Source organism: Amycolatopsis rubida, from assembly GCF_900115345.1.
In the GTDB taxonomy this organism is placed as follows: domain Bacteria; phylum Actinomycetota; class Actinomycetes; order Mycobacteriales; family Pseudonocardiaceae; genus Amycolatopsis; species Amycolatopsis rubida.
On the sequence record NZ_FOWC01000001.1, the window covers coordinates 556,242 to 573,926 of the forward strand.

The 17,685-nt window shown below is 68.8% G+C and carries 19 protein-coding genes; 12 read left to right on the top strand and 7 right to left on the bottom strand.

The genetic code is table 11. The features are described 5' to 3' along the window. Positions 1-37 precede the first annotated feature (37 nt). On the bottom strand, positions 38-238 hold the full coding sequence (locus BM362_RS02730) for a hypothetical protein (RefSeq protein WP_143132368.1): 201 nt from the start codon (positions 236-238) through the stop codon (positions 38-40). Positions 239-399: 161 nt separating this feature from the next. On the opposite strand from BM362_RS02730, the gene pcaB reads away from it, so the two are divergent. Then, positions 400-1,755 (top strand): 3-carboxy-cis,cis-muconate cycloisomerase, encoded by a 1,356-nt coding sequence (gene pcaB, locus BM362_RS02735; RefSeq protein ID WP_093572711.1) that lies wholly within the window; start codon positions 400-402, stop codon positions 1,753-1,755. A gap of 183 nt (positions 1,756-1,938) precedes the next feature. Here pcaB and BM362_RS02740 read toward each other — a convergent pair whose 3' ends face one another. Together BM362_RS02740 and BM362_RS02745 are read right to left on the bottom strand one after the other, a co-directional pair. Continuing rightward, positions 1,939-2,469 (bottom strand): DUF4383 domain-containing protein, encoded by a 531-nt coding sequence (locus BM362_RS02740; protein ID WP_067583945.1) that lies wholly within the window; start codon positions 2,467-2,469, stop codon positions 1,939-1,941. Between the two features lie 164 nt (positions 2,470-2,633). After that, on the bottom strand, positions 2,634-3,080 hold the full coding sequence (locus BM362_RS02745) for an anthrone oxygenase family protein (RefSeq protein ID WP_067583942.1): 447 nt from the start codon (positions 3,078-3,080) through the stop codon (positions 2,634-2,636). Positions 3,081-3,170: 90 nt separating this feature from the next. Between BM362_RS02745 and BM362_RS02750 the strand changes: the two genes are divergently transcribed. Both BM362_RS02750 and BM362_RS02755 read left to right on the top strand, forming a co-directional pair. Next, the gene (locus BM362_RS02750) at positions 3,171-3,749 is read left to right on the top strand and encodes a TetR/AcrR family transcriptional regulator (protein ID WP_067583939.1); all 579 of its coding nucleotides are present in this window, start codon (positions 3,171-3,173) and stop codon (positions 3,747-3,749) included. Between the two features lie 119 nt (positions 3,750-3,868). Continuing rightward, entirely contained in the window at positions 3,869-4,753 is an 885-nt protein-coding gene (locus tag BM362_RS02755; RefSeq protein ID WP_093572111.1) for a serine hydrolase, read from the top strand. Between the two features lie 3 nt (positions 4,754-4,756). Here the strand turns inward: BM362_RS02755 and BM362_RS02760 are convergent, their stop codons facing one another. Further along, the gene (locus tag BM362_RS02760) at positions 4,757-5,974 is read right to left on the bottom strand and encodes an alpha/beta hydrolase (RefSeq protein WP_093572112.1); all 1,218 of its coding nucleotides are present in this window, start codon (positions 5,972-5,974) and stop codon (positions 4,757-4,759) included. Between the two features lie 155 nt (positions 5,975-6,129). Further along, positions 6,130-7,092, bottom strand: a complete 963-nt coding sequence (locus tag BM362_RS02765) for an alpha/beta hydrolase (protein ID WP_067583930.1) — start codon at positions 7,090-7,092, stop codon at positions 6,130-6,132. A 164-nt stretch (positions 7,093-7,256) separates the two neighbouring features. On the opposite strand from BM362_RS02765, the gene BM362_RS02770 reads away from it, so the two are divergent. The 3 genes from BM362_RS02770 to BM362_RS02780 are packed head-to-tail and all read left to right on the top strand — an operon-like array spanning position 7,257 to position 9,012. After that, positions 7,257-7,730, top strand: coding sequence for a MarR family winged helix-turn-helix transcriptional regulator (locus tag BM362_RS02770; protein WP_067583927.1), 474 nt, complete (start codon positions 7,257-7,259; stop codon positions 7,728-7,730). Between the two features lie 49 nt (positions 7,731-7,779). After that, the gene (locus tag BM362_RS02775; RefSeq protein WP_067583924.1) at positions 7,780-8,628 is read left to right on the top strand and encodes an SAM-dependent methyltransferase; all 849 of its coding nucleotides are present in this window, start codon (positions 7,780-7,782) and stop codon (positions 8,626-8,628) included. 42 nt (positions 8,629-8,670) lie between these two features. Then, positions 8,671-9,012: a hypothetical protein gene (locus BM362_RS02780; RefSeq protein WP_093572113.1), complete on the top strand. Its 342-nt coding sequence runs from the start codon at positions 8,671-8,673 to the stop codon at positions 9,010-9,012. Here the strand turns inward: BM362_RS02780 and BM362_RS02785 are convergent, their stop codons facing one another. Next, positions 9,013-9,942, bottom strand: coding sequence for a patatin-like phospholipase family protein (locus tag BM362_RS02785; RefSeq protein ID WP_093572114.1), 930 nt, complete (start codon positions 9,940-9,942; stop codon positions 9,013-9,015). It abuts the gene before it with no gap. Between the two features lie 113 nt (positions 9,943-10,055). On the opposite strand from BM362_RS02785, the gene BM362_RS02790 reads away from it, so the two are divergent. The 4 genes from BM362_RS02790 to BM362_RS02805 all read left to right on the top strand — a co-directional run bounded on the left by BM362_RS02790 (position 10,056) and on the right by BM362_RS02805 (position 13,927). Continuing rightward, positions 10,056-10,598, top strand: coding sequence for a PadR family transcriptional regulator (locus tag BM362_RS02790; protein WP_093572712.1), 543 nt, complete (start codon positions 10,056-10,058; stop codon positions 10,596-10,598). 1 nt (position 10,599) lies between these two features. Continuing rightward, the gene (locus tag BM362_RS02795) at positions 10,600-12,606 is read left to right on the top strand and encodes an NADPH-dependent 2,4-dienoyl-CoA reductase (RefSeq protein ID WP_093572115.1); all 2,007 of its coding nucleotides are present in this window, start codon (positions 10,600-10,602) and stop codon (positions 12,604-12,606) included. Positions 12,607-12,635: 29 nt separating this feature from the next. Continuing rightward, positions 12,636-13,604, top strand: coding sequence for a prephenate dehydrogenase (locus BM362_RS02800; RefSeq protein WP_093572116.1), 969 nt, complete (start codon positions 12,636-12,638; stop codon positions 13,602-13,604). A gap of 65 nt (positions 13,605-13,669) precedes the next feature. Further along, a complete protein-coding gene (locus BM362_RS02805) occupies positions 13,670-13,927 on the top strand; it encodes an antitoxin (protein ID WP_067583912.1) in 258 nt (85 codons plus the stop codon). 338 nt (positions 13,928-14,265) lie between these two features. Here BM362_RS02805 and BM362_RS02810 read toward each other — a convergent pair whose 3' ends face one another. Continuing rightward, complete coding sequence (locus BM362_RS02810) at positions 14,266-16,224, bottom strand: FUSC family protein (protein WP_093572117.1); 1,959 nt, start codon at positions 16,222-16,224, stop codon at positions 14,266-14,268. Positions 16,225-16,298: 74 nt separating this feature from the next. On the opposite strand from BM362_RS02810, the gene BM362_RS02815 reads away from it, so the two are divergent. Both BM362_RS02815 and BM362_RS02820 read left to right on the top strand, forming a co-directional pair. Then, on the top strand, positions 16,299-16,745 hold the full coding sequence (locus BM362_RS02815; protein WP_067583907.1) for an SRPBCC family protein: 447 nt from the start codon (positions 16,299-16,301) through the stop codon (positions 16,743-16,745). A gap of 84 nt (positions 16,746-16,829) precedes the next feature. Next, entirely contained in the window at positions 16,830-17,588 is a 759-nt protein-coding gene (locus BM362_RS02820; protein ID WP_067583904.1) for a polysaccharide deacetylase family protein, read from the top strand. Positions 17,589-17,685: the final 97 nt, after the last annotated feature.

The following is a 17,685-nucleotide window of genomic DNA, read 5'->3' on the forward strand; positions in this document are numbered from 1 at the left end:
CGCCAACACCCAGCCCTCCGCACGCCACCAGCTGCGGCTAGGTCGAGCTGTCTGCATCTGGCCGCTCGCACGCAGTCACCTTCGGCTGGATCACGCCGCCGACACCCAGCCCCGCGCACACCGCCACCTCCAACCAGATCACGCCGCCGACACCCGACCGCTCGCACGCAGTCAGCTTCGTCCTGCCCGCGCCGCCGTCATCCAGTCGTCCGCACGCCTCCAGCTGCAGCTCGGTCACGCCGTCAGCACCCAGCCGTCCGGACACCGTCAGTGGTCGGCGACAGCGGCATCGGAGCTGGTCAGCGAAGCTCGCGCCCCCGGTTACGTCGCCACCACCCACGCGGCGAGCTGCCGGCGGCCGTCCCTCCTCAAAGCGCCCAGCGTGCGATGCTGAACGACATGATCGCCGATCCTGACTCCGGCCTGCTCTCCCCGGTGCGCGCCGGAACCCCGGCTGAAGCGGCGACCAGTGACCGGGCCTTTGCCGCCGCCATGCTGGAGGCGGAGGCCGCGCTCGCACGGGCGCAGGCTCGGCTCGGCACGGTTCCGTCCGAGGCAGCCCAGCGCATCACCGCGGCCGCTCGTGTGCTGGGCGAGGGCGAACTCGACGTCGTCCAGCTGGCCCGTGAAGCGCGCGCGACCGGGAACCCGGTGGTCAGCCTCGTAGGCACGCTGTCCGCCAAGGTGCCGGACGTCGCCGATTACGTGCACCGTGGCTCGACCAGTCAGGACATCGTCGACACGGCAATGATGGCCGTCGCGCGCGACGTTCTGCGGCTGATCACCGCAGACCTGACGGCGATCGCGGACGCGCTCGCCGAATTGGCGCGCGCCCACCGCGACACGGTCATGCCCGGGCGCACCCTTACCGCACACGCGGTTCCGACGACTTTTGGCCTGAAAGCGGCGGTCTGGCGGCAGGGCGTCCAGGAATCCGCTCGCCGGATCGCTGAGCTGCGACTGCCGGTATCGCTCGGCGGTGCGGCCGGAACATTGGCCGCGTATGTCCAGTACGGCGACGGCACCGCCGACTACGCGGAACGGTTAGTCGGCGCTTTCGCCGAGGAAACCGGTTTGACCGCGCCGATTTTGCCCTGGCACGCGGATCGCACTCCGGTGGCCGAACTGGTTTCCGCGTTGGCTGGGGTGACGACGGCGTTGGGCAAAATCGCGGTCGACGTTCAAGTCCTCGCCCGCACCGAGATCGGCGAAGCGACCGAGGCGACCGGCGGCGGGTCCTCGGCGATGCCGCACAAGCAGAACCCGGTGCAGTCGGCCTTGGTCCGGTCGGCGGCGCTGCAAGTACCAGTGCTGGCGGCAGGAGTTACGCAGGCCGGCCTGGCGGAGGACGAGCGTTCGGCTGGGGTCTGGCAGGCCGAATGGCAGCTGCTGCGCGAATGTCTGCGGCTGGCCGGCGGAGCGACGCATACGACCGTGGATTTAGTGCGAGGGCTGGACATTCACGCGAACCGCATGCGGGAGAACCTTGAGCTGACCAACGGGTTGATCGTGTCGGAACGACTGTCGGCCGCGCTGGCCCCCATGGTGGGCAAGGCTCGCGCCAAAGACTTGCTGGGCACCGCTTCCCAGCGCGCGATCGAGGAAGACCGTCCGCTGTCGGAGATTCTGGCGGACACACCGGAGGTCACCGGCGTCGTCGACCCCGCGACCCTCGCCGATCTCCTTGACCCAGCGCAGTACGTCGGGGTGGCGCGGCTGTTGGTGGACCGGGCATTGGAAGATCCCGCGGAATGAGCGGGATCGCTGCCGGAGAAAGGCGATCCCGGCAAGCGATCCCGCTGCTCAGTTACTCCACGGTGGACCGGCTAGTAGGCCAGGCCAGCCCGCCGGTCTCGGGGGTCGACGCGGCTGGGCAGCCAGGCCTAGTGAGCCAAGCCATGCCCCCGGTCTCGGGCCGACCCGACTGGGCAACCAGGCCTAGTGGGCCAAGCCATGCCCCCCGGTCTCGGGTCGACGCGGCTGGGCGGCCGGGTCGACCTCGACGGGTTCCTCGTCGTCGGGAAGCAGAACTCCGTGCCGCGCCGGGAGAACCGCGGTCAGCAGGCCGAGTACCGCGATGCCCAGGTGCAGCCAGTTGTCCGCGTCGGCGAGGTTGAGCGGGTTGCCGAGGCCGGACACCGGATTGACCGAGATCGTCCCGGACAGCATCAGGCCCCAGACGAACAGCGCGCCGTAACCGATGAAGAGCAGCCAGCCGAACGTCCGCGCGCGGCCGGAACCCAGGGCCAGCAGCAGGCCGATCACGCCGGTCACCACGTGGACGACGTTGTTCAGCGGATTGGCGGAAAACCTCCACAAAGTGACACCGTGTCCGGTGAAATCCCCGAACCCGGACTTCACGAGCCCGATGATGCCGTAGGCGAGAAACAGGACCCCGAGCAGAACGGCCAGCATCTGGGCGGGCTGCAGTCCCTCCACCCGGACGCGGGCTCGATGCGCACGAACCATGACTCCAGTCCTTCCCGTACCGAGATGACGGTGGGTCAACCCTGAAGGAATCCCCCGCCCAAACCGGGCCGAAACCCGAATCCGGCCGTCCTGAACCCGCCCGCCGGGCAAGATCGGGGCTGCTGGGGCTGCTGAGCCACGCGGTGGCCGAGTGGGGCACCGGCTCAGACGAGCGCGGTGACCAGCAGAGCGAAGGCTGCGATGATCACCGCGACGCGCGCGTAGTGGTAGCGGTCCCACCGGCTCATCTGCTCCTTCCAGTCCGCGGGCCGGTTCTCCGGGGTCCACGTCTTGCCGCGGTCGTTGATCGGGACGAGCAGCAGGATCGACATCGCCACGCTCACCATCAGCAGTCCGGCGCCGATCACGACAAGGCTGATGCCCGGCCGATCCCACGCGGCGATCGCCCAGATCGCACTCAGCACCAGCGAGCCGATGTACCAGAACGGCATGATCGCGCCGAGCATCCGGCCGCCGTGCGCACGGCCTTGCTGATTGCTGTCGTCCGGGAGCCCGTTGAGGATCGGGTTGATGACGAAGGCGACACAGAATTCCACCCCCACCATCACGCCGACAACCACGATGGTGCAGACCGCGAGTGCGCTGAGCATGATGACCTTCCCAAAATCTAGCGTTGCTAGCTGATGAGGCGATGCTAGTACTACTGCCGCTCGATTGTCTAGCGGTGCTAGACTCAGGTCATGTCGGTACACACACGCAAACAGCGCGAACAGGCGGAACGCGAGCGCCTCATCGTCGCGACGGCCCGCGAGCTCGCCGAGCAGCAGGGCTGGGACGCGGTCACCACCCGCAGGCTCGCCGAGCGCATCGAGTACAGCCAGCCCGTTCTGTACAGCCACTTCCGCGGCAAGCGCGAGATCATCGGCGCAGTCGCTCTCGAAGGAGCCGCCGAGCTGGCGGCAGCGGTGCGGACCGCGACCCTCGGCGTGGCCGATCCGCGCACCCGGGTCACCGCCCTCGCCCGCGCGTACCTCGACTTCGCCGAACACCACCCGGCGGTCTACGACGCCATCTTCCAGCTCGACGGCGGCCTCGCGTTCGCGCGGGACGACACCCCGGAACCGCTGAAGGACGCCTTCGCCGCCCTGCTGGAAACCCTCGGCGAGGTCGCCGGGGACGGCGTCGAACCGGGTCTGTTCACCGAGTTGTTCTGGGCGTCCCTGCACGGGATCGCGACGCTGACCCGAGCGGGACGGCTGCCGAGGGAATTCGCCGAGCGCCGCATCGACCTGCTGGTGGAACGCCTCGTCGTGGCCTGATCCACCGCTGCTTGCCCGCAGCCCGCCCGAGCGTCACGCGTACTGGCCGGTACCGAGACCCATCCCACAAATCCGCCCTGTTCGGCGAACCCTGATCACCCGATCGGGGAAATCGGGGCATGCGCAGGGCGAATACGTTCCTCTTGCTCGGCCTCGTTCTCGGTGCGGTCATCGCGTTTCTGGCCACCGAGGCCGAGCCGTACCGGCAGGTGGTCACCGCCGCCGGACCGGCGGATGGGCCGGGAGTCCTCTCCGCGGCAACCGAGTCGAGCCCGCCCGGCCCCAGTCCGGAACTGAGCACCGGCAGCTCCGCGCCCCAGCAAGGGCCTGAACTCAGCACCGAACTCCCCGCGCTCGTCCCGCAAGGGCACGTCAGCGTGGTCGTTTTCGACCGCGCCAAAGGGACGACACCGGTCTCCCTCGACCCGCATCGGCGCTACACCTCCGCGTCCCTCGTGAAGCTGCTCATCGCCCTTGACGCGCTCGATCGCGGCGGCAATCCGGGAATCGTGCGGGAAATGCTGTCGCGCAGCGACGACGACACCGCCAGCAAGCTGTGGGTCCAGGGCGGCGAGACGAGGATCGTCCGAGCCGCGGTGACCGAAATGGGCCTCGCCGAAACCAGGCCGCCCAAAAACCCGGGGCGCTGGGGCGACACGGAAATCACCGCCGCCGACATCACGCGCGTCTACCGCTACCTGATGGACCGGGCGCCGGCCCAGCACCGCATGACGATTCTCAACGCACTCGGCGGCGCCACCGAAAACGGTGCCGACGGATTCCGCCAGTACTTCGGCATCCCGGACGCTCTCGGCGACGTTTCCTGGGCGGTCAAACAAGGCTGGTCCTGCTGCAACCCCGGGCGCATCCTGCACACCTCGGGCCTGGTCGAGGACCACCGGTACATCGTCACGGTCCTCACCGAGAATCCCCGCTCGGTCAGCTACGACGACGCCGAAGCTCAGGTCACCGAGGTGGTCAAGCACCTTCCCGGGATCCGCTGAGCGTCACTGCTCCACCGCGGTCAGCGCGCCCCGCGCGCCCGTGCTCGGCAACGGCCACGGCTTCACCCCGCCGGTCACGTCGGCCCGCTGCCCCGGAGCCGACGGGCCGGGGATTCGCTGCCCGATCCACGTCAGCACGTCCGGCAACTGCGCCTTGAACGTGTTCATGTTGTGCCCCGCGTCCGGAATCCGCCACGTCGTGAACTGCACCGGCGGCTGCGCGGCGGCGCGCATCTGGTCGACCGCCCGGCTTTCGTTCGCCTCCTTCTCCCCGGAGATCGCGAGGAGTTCCAGCGGGGCCGGATGCTGCCGGAGGTTGATCTTGACGTTGTTCGCGTCCTCGATGTCCTTGCGGCCGCGGAAAAGGTTCTCGGTTTCACCGTCCACTTGCGCCTTTTCGTAGCCGCTCACGCTCGCTGCCTGCGCGTACCACTGCGGATGCCGCGTCACGAGGTTCAGCGCGCAATAGCCGCCGGACGACCATCCCGCGATCGTCCAGGCCCGGCGGTCCGGATTGATGCCGAGGCGCTGGATTCCCCATTCGCGGACGTCCGCGGACAAATAGGTGTCGTTGGGGCTTCCGTTGACCTCGTCGACGCATTCGGTGTCGTGGCCGATTTTCGGCGTTCCGGTCGGGTCCGGGATCAGCACGATCACCGGCGGCAGGAGGTGCTTCGAGATCGCCGCGTCAAGCTGTTCGGGCAGGTGGTACCCGATCGGGGCGGTGGTGACCTCCGGGCCGGACGGGTAGTTCGGGATCCAGATGATCGCCGGGAACCGCATCGACCGGTACGGATGCTGGAAGTACTGCGGCGGAAGGTAAACCGTCACGTCGCGGGTCAGGCCGGTGCGCCGCCCGGTCACCGGCACGTGCGCGATGGTCCCCTTGCCGACCCGCGCGTGCGCCACGCCGAGGTCGCGCGCCCGGCCGAGGTCGACGCCGTTGTCGCCGCCCTCGACGTCGATGCCCTCGGCGGCGAACGCGCCGGTCCCGAGCAGCGAGCCGAGCGTCGGGAAGAATCCGCCGATCATATTGCCGGTCAGGCCAAGGGTGACGATTACCAGACACAGCGCGACAACCACCGTGGCACTGCGGCCAATTTGCTTGCGCTTGCGCCATTTGTCCCAAAACCACGGGACCGAGACGACCGCGAGAAGTGCGAGCACGCCGACCACCGCGAGCATGACGGGCGAATCCAACCTGATTGCGCTCAGGTGCACGGGAACCTCCAGGACCGATCGCGCGCCCGGAAGGCGGGACCCGCTGCTCTAAACACGTTTGAGGGGCCATTCTCGTTGTGATCACGTGACGTCGATCACGCCAGAATGGCCCCGTCAAACTCAGCGAAACCTCAGGATTGCCCGTTAGTCCCCGGTTAGTTGCCGAATGCGCCGCGCAACACCGTGATCGCTTGGGTGATCGCCGCTTCCGCCGCGTGCGTTTCACGAAGCGCGTTCACCATCACGAAGTCGTGGATCACGCCCTGGTACCGAACCGCCGTCACCGGCACGCCCGCCTGACGCAGCTTCGCGGCGTACGCCTCACCTTCGTCGCGAAGGACATCCGCTTCACCAGTGATCACGAGCGCCGGCGGCAGTCCGGCCAACTGCTCCACAGTGGCGCGAAGCGGCGAAGCAGTGATCTCGGCGCGCTGCGCTTCGTCGGTCGTGTACTGGTCCCAGAACCACTTCATGCCTTCCCGGCTAAGGAAGTAGCCGTCAGCGAACTTGGCGTACGACTCGGTGTCGAAGGACGCGTCGGTGACCGGGTAGAACAGCACCTGCTGAAGGAACTTCACGTCCCCGCGCTCTTTCGCCATCAGCGTCAGCGCCGCGGTCATGTTTCCGCCGACGGAGTCGCCCGCGATCGCGATTCGGGTGGCGTCGAGCCCCTTCTCCGCACCGTTCTGGACAACCCACTTCACGGCCGCGTAGTTCTCTTCGATCGCGACGGGGTAGCGAACCTCGGGGGAACGGCTGTATTCCGGGAAAACGACTGCCGCACCGGTTCCGGCGGCGAGTTCGCGGACGAGCCGCTCGTGGGTGTGGAAATCGCCGAAGACCCAACCGGCCCCGTGGACGTAGACGAGCACCGGCAGCTCCCCGGTGACGCCCTGCGGCTTCACGATCCGGACCTCGACGTCGCCGTTCGGCCCACCCGGGACGGTCAGCGTCTCGATGTCGGCGGGGGCGAGTTCGATGTCGCCGTCCTGGACGCCGTCGACCGCCTTGCGGCCCTCGGCGGGCGGGAGCTGGAAAAGGTACGGCGGCTGGTCGGTGGCCTCGGCGAACGCCTGGGCGGCCGGCTCGAGGACGAGGTTCTGCGGGTTCGCGGTCATGGGTTCCTCCGGTAGCGGATCGGTCGGACCGCACAAACATAACTCGCAATTCAGTTGTACACAACTTAATCTTGCCCAATGAGATCTAGAGCACTTGAGTTGCCCTTCCCGCCCAACCGAGAGAGGATGGAGAGCTGGCGGAAGAAACTCGCGGGAGGCCACCGATGACCAGCCCAGACACCGGGGAAACCGGCTCGTTGCTCCTTGACGACCAGCTGTGCTTCGGCCTGTACTCGGCTTCCCGGGCAGTCACCGCGCTCTACCGCGCGCTGCTCGAACCGCTCGACCTCACGTATCCGCAGTACCTGGTGATGCTCGCGCTGTGGCAGCAGGACGAGCAGCAGGTCAAGGAACTCGGATCCGCACTGAACCTCGACTCCGGCACGCTCTCGCCGCTGCTCAAGCGGCTGGAGAAGGCCGGGCTGATCAAGCGCGAGCGCCAATCCGACGACGAGCGTTCGGTCCGCATCCGGCTGACCGGCGAGGGAACCGCGTTGCGCGCCAAGGCGGAACGGATCCCGCCGCACATCGGCGCGGCGATGGGCCTGGACAACGCCGAACTGGGCCGGATGCGCGCCGCGATGGATCAGCTGACGGCTTCGGTCAACACCTACCGGGAGTCCTACCGGCCGAACTGAACCCGACGCCATGGTTAGCATGAGCGCCAGGGCGAGCGTGAGGACGGCGATGAGCACACAGGACGAAGCACTGCGCGCGGTGGAAGCCAGTCTGGACCGGCCGTCGGCGGCCCGCGTCTACGACTACTTCATCGGCGGCACCACCAACTACGCGATCGACCGGATCTTCGCCGAGAAGGTGCGCGAACGGCTGCCGCTGATGGGCGAGTACTGCCGAACCAGCAGGCAGTTCCTCGGCCGCGCGGTGCGCCAGAGCGTGCGCGAGGGCATCCGGCAGTTCGTCGACATCGGTTCCGGCCTGCCCACCGCGGGCAATGTGCACGAGGTGGCCGACGACGAACGCCCGGAGCACGACACCTCCGTGCTGTACCTGGACAACGAGCCGGTGGCGCTCGCGCATTCGCAGGTGCTGCTCGCCGACACCGCGGACGAGGACCGGCACCAGGCGATGGCCGCCGATCTCCTGCAGCCCGCCGAATTGTGGGACCGGGTCGCCGATTCGCACGTGATCGACGCCAGGCAGCCGGTCGCGCTGATCGTCAACGCGGTGCTGCACTTCATCAAGGACGAGCAGGACCCGGACGGCATCCTCGAGTTCTACCGCAAACAGCTCGCGCCGGGCTCGTTGCTCATCCTCTCCCAGATGACCAACGAAAACCCGGTGGACGACAACGAACGCCAGGCACTGGTCGACATCATCAACTACTACGAGTCGACCACGAACCCGGGCATCCTGCGCACGAAGGCGGAGTTCGAACGGTTCTTCGGCGGCTGGCCGCTGCTCGAACCGGGCCTGGTGTACGCGCCGGCGTGGCATCCGGACGCCGACACTGTGTTCGCGAAGGTGCCGTCGGAATCGCGAGTGATCGGCGGCGTGGCCCGCAAACCGCAGGCCTGACAGGGTTTTCCCACCCGGCGCGTGCCCGGCACGGTGGCCCCCGTGCCGAACACCTTCGACAACATCCTGATCGGCCTGGTCGTCCTGACCTGGCTGATGTGGCGACAACTGCAAGCCCGTCGCGCCGACCGGCCGCCAGTGATCCTGCTCGTCATCAGCGCACTGGGTGCCGCCGCACTCGGCGCGGCGATCGCGAAGACCACTCCGACTTCGGCGGCGATCCTGTTGCTCATCGCCAGTTTCGCGGTAGCTGACGGCTTCGGCGTGGCCCGCGGGTACACCATGCGCATCTGGTGCACCGGCGGAACCCTGTGGCGGGGCGTCAATCCTGCTCTACCTCGCGGTTTCGCTTTTCGCCCAACGAATAACAGTACGTTCTCGTAGTCACGACGCCCTGCGCAGGCCCTCCAACGCCGCATAAACCGCTCCCCGCCCCAACTCCACCGCACGTCGTAGCACGACCGGATCCCGTTCCAGCACAACAACATCCGGAGCGCCAGCGGGCGGGCGCACACTCGCCAACCGCGGATCTTCCCGCAACTGGCGCTCATCCTCCAGATCCCGGTGATACTGCGTCCGCCAAGCGTCGATGGTGCCCGGCGCGTGCCGGCGCAGAAACCGCGGCACAACGACGTCCTGCACACGCGGCGGCGGCACCGGATGCTCGTCCTCGCGCCGGGTCCGCAACACCAGCACGTCCGTCGCACCCTGGGCCAACGCAGTACGAAACGGCAGCGGCTCGGCGATCCCCGCGTCCACGAACCGCCGCCCGCCCATCGCGATCGGCGGCCCGGCCAGCACGGGCATGCACGACGACGCCGCGAGCGCCGTTTTGATCCCGTCGACGTCCTCGATGAACGGATGCAGATCGGTGGACTCGCCGGTGTCGGCGTCGGTGGCGAGCGGGTGGAAGCCGACCGGATTCGCCAGTATCGCCGGGAAATCCATCGGTTCGAGCACCGAGTACACCTGGTGCACGAGATACTCGAGATCGATCACCGCCCGGCCGCGCAGGGTGTGCAGCGGGTTGATGATCCGCCGCATGACGGTCGGATTCCACCAGGTCCGCACGCCGGTCCGCGAGCGCCCGCACAACAGCCACGCCGCGTTGAGCGCACCGGCGGAGGCACCGTAGACGTCGTCGAACGCGCTGGTGGCCCCAAGTTCGTCGAGCGCGAGCACCATCCCGCTGGAGTACGTGCCGCGACTGCTGCCACCTTCGACCGCGAGCGCCAGCCGGCGGTCGTCTGTTCGCCGCCCTGGCACGCTGCCTTCGGCGATTCGGGTGGTGAGCAGTTCTAGGACCGGGTGCACTCCTCCATCTTGATCCCGTTTCCGGCTCCGATCGACCCGATTTGCCCCCTCCGCGGGGTGACCTGGATTGCACTCAGTTGCACTGCACCTAGTTGCATATGACACTGTCCGGCATGGCACTGGAGCACGCGATCCTCGTCTCGCTGTCGGAACGCTCCGGCTCGGGCTACGAGCTGGCCCGCCGGTTCGAGAAGTCCATCGGGCTGTTCTGGAGTGCCTCCCACCAGCAGATTTACCGCGTGCTGAAGCGGATGGAGGAAGCAGGCCAGGTCGCCGTCGATGTGGTCCCGCAGGACGGTCGGCCGGACAAGAAGGTCTACACCGTCGCCGGACCGGGCCGGGTCGAACTGCGTCGCTGGCTCGCCGAACCGTCGCCGCAAGCCGGTCCGCAGGAGGTGGCGGTGAAGCTGCGCGGAGCGTCGTTCGGCGACGCGAACGCGGTCGCCGAAGAGATCGCCCGGCATCGCGACGCGCACGCTGAACGGCTCGACCTGTACCGGCAGATCGAGAAGCGCGACTTCCCCGCCCCGGACCGGCTCCGCGGCCGTCCGCTGCACCAATACCTCGTGCTGCGCGGCGGAATCCGGGTCGAAGAAGGCCAGGTCGAGTGGCTGGAAGAAATCCTGACCGCGTTGCGGGCCGACGAGAAGGACTGACATGACCGAGTACCCGAACCTGCTGTCCCCGCTCGATCTCGGCTTCACGAAGCTGCGCAACCGCGTCCTGATGGGCTCGATGCACACCGGTCTGGAGGACCGCGCGTCCCGCTTCCCGCAGTTGGCCGAGTACTACGCCGAACGCGCGCGCGGCGGCGTCGGCCTGATCGTCACCGGCGGGTTCGCGCCGAACCGCACCGGGTGGCTGTTGCCGTTGGCCTCGAAGCTGTCCACGTCCGCCGAAGCGAAACAGCACCAGCTGCTCACCAGCGCGGTGCACGCGGAGGGCGGCAAGATCGCGCTGCAGATCCTGCACGCCGGCCGTTATGCCTACCACCCGCTGAGCGTTTCCGCGTCGAGCCGCAAGGCGCCGATCAACCCGTTCCGCCCGCGCGCGCTCACCGCGTACGGCGTGCACCGCACCATTCGCGCGTTCGCCGACTGCGCCGCGCTGGGCCGTGACGCCGGGTACGACGGCGTCGAGATCATGGGGTCCGAGGGCTATCTGATCAACCAGTTCCTCGCCGAACGCACCAACCGGCGCACCGACGCCTGGGGCGGCACCGCGGCGAAGCGTCGCCGGTTCGCGGTCGAGATCGTCCGCCGTACCAGGGAAAAGGTCGGGCCGGACTTCATCATCGTCTACCGGCTGTCCATGCTCGACCTCGTCGAAGGCGGACAGAGCTGGGACGACGTCGTCGCGCTTGCCCGCGAGGTCGAAGCGGCCGGAGCCACGATCATCAACACCGGCATCGGATGGCACGAAGCCCGCGTGCCGACGATCGTCACGTCCGTGCCGCGCGGCGCGTTCACCTGGGTCACCGGCAAGCTGAAGCCGCACGTTTCCGTGCCGGTGGTGACCTCCAACCGGATCAACCTGCCGCACGTCGCGGAACAAGCGCTCGCCGACGGCGACGCGGACCTGGTCTCGATGGCCCGGCCGCTGCTCGCCGACCCGGACTGGATCCACAAGGCCGAAACCGGCCGCGCGGACGAGATCAACACCTGCATCGCGTGCAACCAGGCCTGCCTCGATCACGCGTTCAGCCGGAAACCGGTGTCCTGCATGGTGAATCCCCGCGCCGGGCACGAGACGACCCTGAACCTGCTCCCGGCCCGGCGCGCCAAGCGGATCGCCGTCGTCGGAGCCGGACCGGCCGGGCTCGCCACCGCGACCGCGCTCGGCGAACGCGGCCACGACGTCGAGCTGTTCGAGGCCGACGACGAAATCGGCGGCCAGTTCGGCATCGCACAACGGATTCCGGGCAAAGAGGAATTCGCCGAGACCATCCGGTACTACCTGCGGCGGCTGGAGGTCACCGGCGTGAAGGTGCGCCTCGGCACCCGGGCGACCGCCACGGACCTGACCGGTTTCGACGAGGTCGTGCTGGCCACCGGCGTCACACCGCGAGTCCCGGCGCTGCCCGGGATCGACCATCCGAAGGTGCTCTCGTACGTCGATGTCGTGCGGCACGGCAAACCCGTCGGCGAGCGGGTCGCGGTGATCGGCGCGGGCGGCATCGGCGTCGACGTCAGCGAATTCCTCGCGCACAGTTCGTCGCCCGCGTTGGATCGCGACGCCTGGATGGCCGAATGGGGCGTCACCGACCCCGCGCTCGCGCCCGGCGGACTCGCCAAGCCGAAGCCGGAACCGTCGCCGCGGCAGGTCTACCTGCTGCAGCGCAAGAAGTCGCCGATCGGGGCCGGGCTCGGCAAGACGTCCGGCTGGGTGCACCGCGCGGCCCTGCGCGCCAAGGACGTGGAAAAGATCAGCGGAGTTTCCTACGACCGGATCGACGACGCCGGTCTGCACGTCACGGTCGACGGGAAACCGCGGCTGCTGGAAGTCGACACCGTGGTCGTCTGCGCTGGCCAGGAATCCGTGCGCGAGCTCGCCGGCGCGCTCGGCGACGTGCCGGTGCACCTCGTCGGCGGGGCTGACCAAGCACGGGAACTGGACGCCAAACGGGCGATCGACCAGGGCACCCGGCTGGCCGCCGTCCTGTAGCCGCTTGCGCGCACTGGCAGGATGGCCCCGTGCGAGACGTATGCGTAATCGGGCTCGGGCTCATCGGCGGTTCCCTGCTGCGAGCCGCCGCGGCGAGCGGCAGGACCGTGTGGGGAACCACCGTGTCCGAAGTGGACGCTGACGCGGCGAGCCGCGGCGGCTACGACGTCACCACCGACGCCGAAGCCGCCCTGCACCGCGCGGCGGCCGCGGACGCGATCGTGGTCATCGCCGTGCCGCTGCCCGCGGTGGAGAACCTGCTGCGACTGGTCGCGCAACACGCGTCGCACTGCATCCTCACCGACGTGGTCAGCGTGAAGGGCCCGATGCTCGACGCGGTCCGCAGGCGCGCGCCATACACACGCTATGTCGGCGGACACCCGATGGCGGGCACCTCGCACTCCGGCTGGCTCGCCGGCGACACCATGCTCTTCCGCGACGCGGCCTGGGTCGTCGGTGTCGAAGAGGAAACCGACCTCACGGCGTGGGCCGAGGTCACCCGGCTCGTACTGGACGTCGGCGCGCACGCCGTGCCACTGCCCGCCGATTCGCACGACGAGACGGTCGCCCGGATCTCGCACCTGCCGCATCTGTTCGCCGCGATCCTCGCCTCGGTCGGCGCACAGGGCGGCCCGCTCGCGATGTCGCTGGCCGCCGGTTCGTTCCGCGACGGCACCCGCGTCGCCGGATCGTCGCCGGACCTGGTGCGCGCGATGACCGAAGGCAACCGCGACGCCCTGCTCCCGATCGTCGACGACGCCCTCGGCCGCCTCGGCGCGGCCCGCGGTTCACTCGCCTCCACCGGCGGCCTCGCCGCGACCATCAACGCAGGTCACGAGGGTGCGTTGGCGTTGGAAGCGGCCCGCGACGCGGCGCTGTCCGGCGTCCGCGTCGACCTCACCGCCGCCGACGCTCGCGAGGGGCTCGTCGCACTCGGCGAACGCGGCGGCCGGATCACCGGACTGGACGGAGCCGTCGCACTCGGCGAAGTGTCTTGACTTGCCTGGAACGCCTGGTGTGTGACGATTGAATCCTCTCAATCCCAACCCCGGGGAGGCATTCGATGGGCATCAACTTCGACGAGCTCAAGAACAAGGCGACCGAGGCGCTGCGCGAGAACAGCGGCAAGCTGGAGCAGGGTCTCGAAAAGGCGGCCGAATTCGCGAAGTCCAAGGTCAGCGGCCACGACTCGCAGATCGACGGCGGCGTCGGCAAGGCCAAGGACCTGCTCGGCAAGGTCACCGGCAAGAACGAAGAAGGCGGCGAGAAGCCGGAGGACGGCCCGAAGCCCGAGGGCGGCCAGCCCGGCGGACAGCAGTAATCCCTCCGCCTCCAGGTTGGGCCTGGGTCGCGCCCCACTGCGGCATTGGCTGCACGAATTAGCCGTGCGGTGCAGCGCCTCCGCTTGGGGAGGCGGTGGGGGCAAGAGCGGAGCACCTGATGCGGCATTCGGCGCATCCGCTGCACCCGGCACCGCGTTCGGCGCATCCGCTCCGCCCAGCACCGCGTTCGGCGCATCCGCTGCATCCGGCGCCACGTTCGGCGCATCCGCTGCACCCCAATGCCACATTGGATGCATCCGGCGCACCCAACGCCACATTCGGTGCATCCCAGGCACCCGATGCGGCATTGGGTGCGCTCTCGGCATAAGCGCGCGGCTCAGGTGCGCCGGTGGTACGGCAGGAACCGGCGCACCAGCCGCAGCGGCGATCGTTCCACCAGGTCCGGTCCGCGTACCGCGTCGAACGTCGAGCCGAGCTGGTCCACCACCCCGGCGAGCCGAGGGTTGTCCGGCATCGGCACTGAATCCGGGTCCCGCTGCTCACGGATCGCGGAAGCCAGCTCCGCCAACGCGTCCGTGAGCAGCTCGATGTCCGCGGGCGACGGAGCGGGCGCACCCTCGCCGATGGTCACGCCGACCTCGGTCACCGCGTCGGTCACCCGCTCCAGCCCCGCGATCACCGGCCACCACGCCACCGCCTGCCTGCCCGCGGGCGACGGCTCCACGATCACCTGCTGAAACGCCGTCCGCAGGTCCGCGAGCGCGCGGTACGCCCCGCGCCGGGCCCGCGACCGGGCGAGCCGCGATTCGCTGGTCGAGTTCAGCACCATCGCGGTGCGGACGTACTCGGCGACCGTGTCAAAACTGTCCGCCAGCCGTCCGCCGACGGTCGGCCGCCGCGAACCCGGCCACAGCAGATAGCCGACGACGAGCACGATCACACAGCCGATCACGGTGTCGACCAGCCGCGCCAGCACGACGGTCCAGCTGCCGGTGTTGGCGAGGTCCATCTGCAGGATGATCAGCGGCGTCACGAACGTGCCGAGCATCCCGTAGTTGCGCACCTTCCCGACTGCGGCCCCACCGGCGAACACCGCGATCAGCACCACCAGCACCCAGCCGCGCGCGCCGAACGCGAGCACCACCGCGCCGATCCCGACGCCCGCGACCGTCCCCATCCCGCGCAGCACCGCGCGGCCGAATACCGAGCCGAAGTCCGGTTTCAGCACCACGCCGACAGTGAGCGTGATCCAGTACGACCGCTCGAACGGCACCATCAGCGCCACCACTTCGGCCACCGCGACGCACACCGTGAGCCGCAGCGTCGCCAGCCACGTCAACGGCCCGGAGAGACCGCTCGCCCACTCGCGCACACGACGCAGCAGCGAGACCTTCTTGCGGCGCTTGCGGTCGTCGAGCTTCCCGATCCGCGCCAGCCCGGCGTAAAGCGCGCTGACCACCGCGTCGGCGTTCTCGTCCGACAGCTCGGGCGCGGGCGGCAGCGGCTGGCTCGCCAGCACTGACGCGGCCACGCGGGTCAGGTAGTCGATCACCTCGTCTGGCGCGCGCTGCCCGGCGTTGACCATCGCCACCGACGCTTCGACCGCTGGCGTCGTCGCGGACAACCGGTTCAGCAGCCGGCGATACGCCGCGTCTCGGCCGGACAGCCACGAGCGCGCGACCAGCAACCGGTCATACGCCGTGCTCATCGCGGTGGTCAGCTGGTGGCGCGCGACCCGCGAAGTCGGTTCGTCCTCGGCTGACAGCATCGCCGCGAGTTCGATGTAGACCTGTGCGACGGCGGTGCGTTCGGGGCTCGTCGCGCGGAGCGTCCAGGTGCCGAGCGCGACCAGCAGTCCCCAGCCAGCGCCCGCGCAGAAGTAGCCGAAGAGCACTTCAGTGCGTACGCCGGTCGCGTGTTGCGCGGTGCCGAGCACGCAGAAGACGAACATCTGCAGCCCGGCGACCGACGCGTTGCTGCCCGCGGCACTGATGAGCGCGGAAATCGCCGCTATGACCACGATCGCCGGGATCGACCAGGCGGGCATGCCGCCGGTCAGCAGCCCGACGAGATACCCGAGCCCGGCCGCGAACGTCGCGCCGCCCAGCCGGCGCGCGCGATAGCGGTAGGCCCCGGCCGCTTCGGACAGCACGGTCGGCAGCGCGCCGGTGGAGATCAGTGCGCCCACCGCGATGTCGCCCGCCGCGTACGCGACCGCCAGCGGCGCGGCCAACGCGACCACCGCGCGAGCGACCATGTTCCACGGAATGGGAACCGGTTTGGAACGGAGAAGCTGCGTCAGCCAGTGCGGCGCGGCGAAGTCGGGGCGGCTCACCGCACCATCTTGACCTACCGGGGCCGTCCGGGATTGATTTGTCGCGCGGTCAACAACGTCTTCAGGGAGCTTTCATGCCGGGTCGCAGGTACTCGTTCGAGGTGAACCGGGTGAGCGCCGCCGCTCCGCCGGTGCTGTTCCGGCTGGAAAGCGACGGGACTCAGTGGTCGACGTGGGCGCGGCCGCTCGTCTGGCAGGCCCGCTGGGCGACGCTCGGCGACGACGGCCGGGTCGGCGCTGTCCGGGAAGTCGGGTTGTGGCCGGTTCGGGTCCGCGAACGGACTCTCGAATACGTACCGGATCGGCGGCACGTCTACACCTTCGACGGTTTCAGCCCGGTCCGCGACTATCGTGCGGAGGTGACGTTCACGCCGAACGCCGCCGGCGGCACGGACCTCAGGTGGTCGGGTTCGTTCGCCGAACGCATCCCCGGAACGGGTCTGGCAGCCCTCTCAGCGTTGCGCAGCGTGATCGGATTTTTGGCCACACAGCTGGCCAAAGCGGGCACTCACGCTGCCTGACCGGGTGCGCTGCACCACAGCGATCAACTCATGCCGGAGTACAGACGTCATCCCCTCGGGTGACCCCGAGGGAAAGGAAGCGGCATGGCGAAACGGTGGCTGGCGGCGGCGCTGGCCGGTTTGCTGGTGCTGTCGGCGTGCTCCAGCCCGGACTCGAGTCAACCCCCGGAACAGCCGAACCCCGCGCCGGGCGCGCAGAAACCGGGTCCGCCACCCGGGCCGTACCCGTTCGGCACCGTGCAGCAGAAGGCACCGGCGATCGAGGACGGCAAGGTTCCGCTGATCCGCCGCATCAAGACCGACAAACCGTACGTCTTCATCACCATGGACGACGGCGCGGTGAAGGACCCGTCTGCGCAGAGCCTGATCCAGCAGTCCGGCGGCCATCCGGTGCTGTTCCTGAACAACCGGTACGTGAAGGGGCACGAGGCGTACTTCAAGGCCATCCTCGACTCGACCGGCGCGGTGCTCGGCGACCACACGGTGAACCACCCGAACCTCAAGGGCAAACCGCTGGACTTCCAGAAGAAGGAAATCTGCGACGACGCCGACGACTTCCAGTCCTCGCTCGGCATCCGCCCGACCCTGTTCCGCCCGCCGTTCGGCAACTACGACCAGAACACGCTGAAGGCCGCCGCGATGTGCGGCATGCGCGCGAGTGTCCTGTGGACCGCCTCGGTGAACGACGGCGTTGTCCAGTTCCAGTCCGGAGACAAGCTCCGCCCCGGCGACATCGTGCTGATGCACTTCCGCAAGACCTTCAAGGAAGACTACGAAGCGTTCATCGCGCAGGCCAAGAAGGACGGCCTGACGCCGGTTCCGCTGGCCGACTTCCTAGGCTGACCCGCCACGCCCCTCGTGCCACCGCGCATCGCGAAGGTGCCGCCTCGCTGCTTCGCCAGCGTCGTGCGTGGCGATCACGGTTAGAACCGGGCTAAAC

Excerpts from the sequence above, each read along its gene's own strand:
- BM362_RS02745 (WP_067583942.1), bottom strand. The coding sequence starts at position 3,080 with ATGCTCAGCGCACTCGCGGTCTGCACCATCGTGGTTGTCGGCGTGATG.
- pcaB (WP_093572711.1), top strand. The coding sequence starts at position 400 with ATGATCGCCGATCCTGACTCCGGCCTGCTCTCCCCGGTGCGCGCCGGA.
- BM362_RS02740 (WP_067583945.1), bottom strand. The coding sequence starts at position 2,469 with ATGGTTCGTGCGCATCGAGCCCGCGTCCGGGTGGAGGGACTGCAGCCC.
- BM362_RS02770 (WP_067583927.1), top strand. The coding sequence starts at position 7,257 with ATGACCAGCCCAGACACCGGGGAAACCGGCTCGTTGCTCCTTGACGAC.
- BM362_RS02795 (WP_093572115.1), top strand. The coding sequence starts at position 10,600 with ATGACCGAGTACCCGAACCTGCTGTCCCCGCTCGATCTCGGCTTCACG.
- BM362_RS02750 (WP_067583939.1), top strand. The coding sequence starts at position 3,171 with ATGTCGGTACACACACGCAAACAGCGCGAACAGGCGGAACGCGAGCGC.
- BM362_RS02790 (WP_093572712.1), top strand. The coding sequence starts at position 10,056 with ATGGCACTGGAGCACGCGATCCTCGTCTCGCTGTCGGAACGCTCCGGC.
- BM362_RS02775 (WP_067583924.1), top strand. The coding sequence starts at position 7,780 with ATGAGCACACAGGACGAAGCACTGCGCGCGGTGGAAGCCAGTCTGGAC.
- BM362_RS02820 (WP_067583904.1), top strand. The coding sequence starts at position 16,830 with ATGGCGAAACGGTGGCTGGCGGCGGCGCTGGCCGGTTTGCTGGTGCTG.
- BM362_RS02815 (WP_067583907.1), top strand. The coding sequence starts at position 16,299 with ATGCCGGGTCGCAGGTACTCGTTCGAGGTGAACCGGGTGAGCGCCGCC.
- BM362_RS02805 (WP_067583912.1), top strand. The coding sequence starts at position 13,670 with ATGGGCATCAACTTCGACGAGCTCAAGAACAAGGCGACCGAGGCGCTG.
- BM362_RS02755 (WP_093572111.1), top strand. The coding sequence starts at position 3,869 with ATGCGCAGGGCGAATACGTTCCTCTTGCTCGGCCTCGTTCTCGGTGCG.
- BM362_RS02765 (WP_067583930.1), bottom strand. The coding sequence starts at position 7,092 with ATGACCGCGAACCCGCAGAACCTCGTCCTCGAGCCGGCCGCCCAGGCG.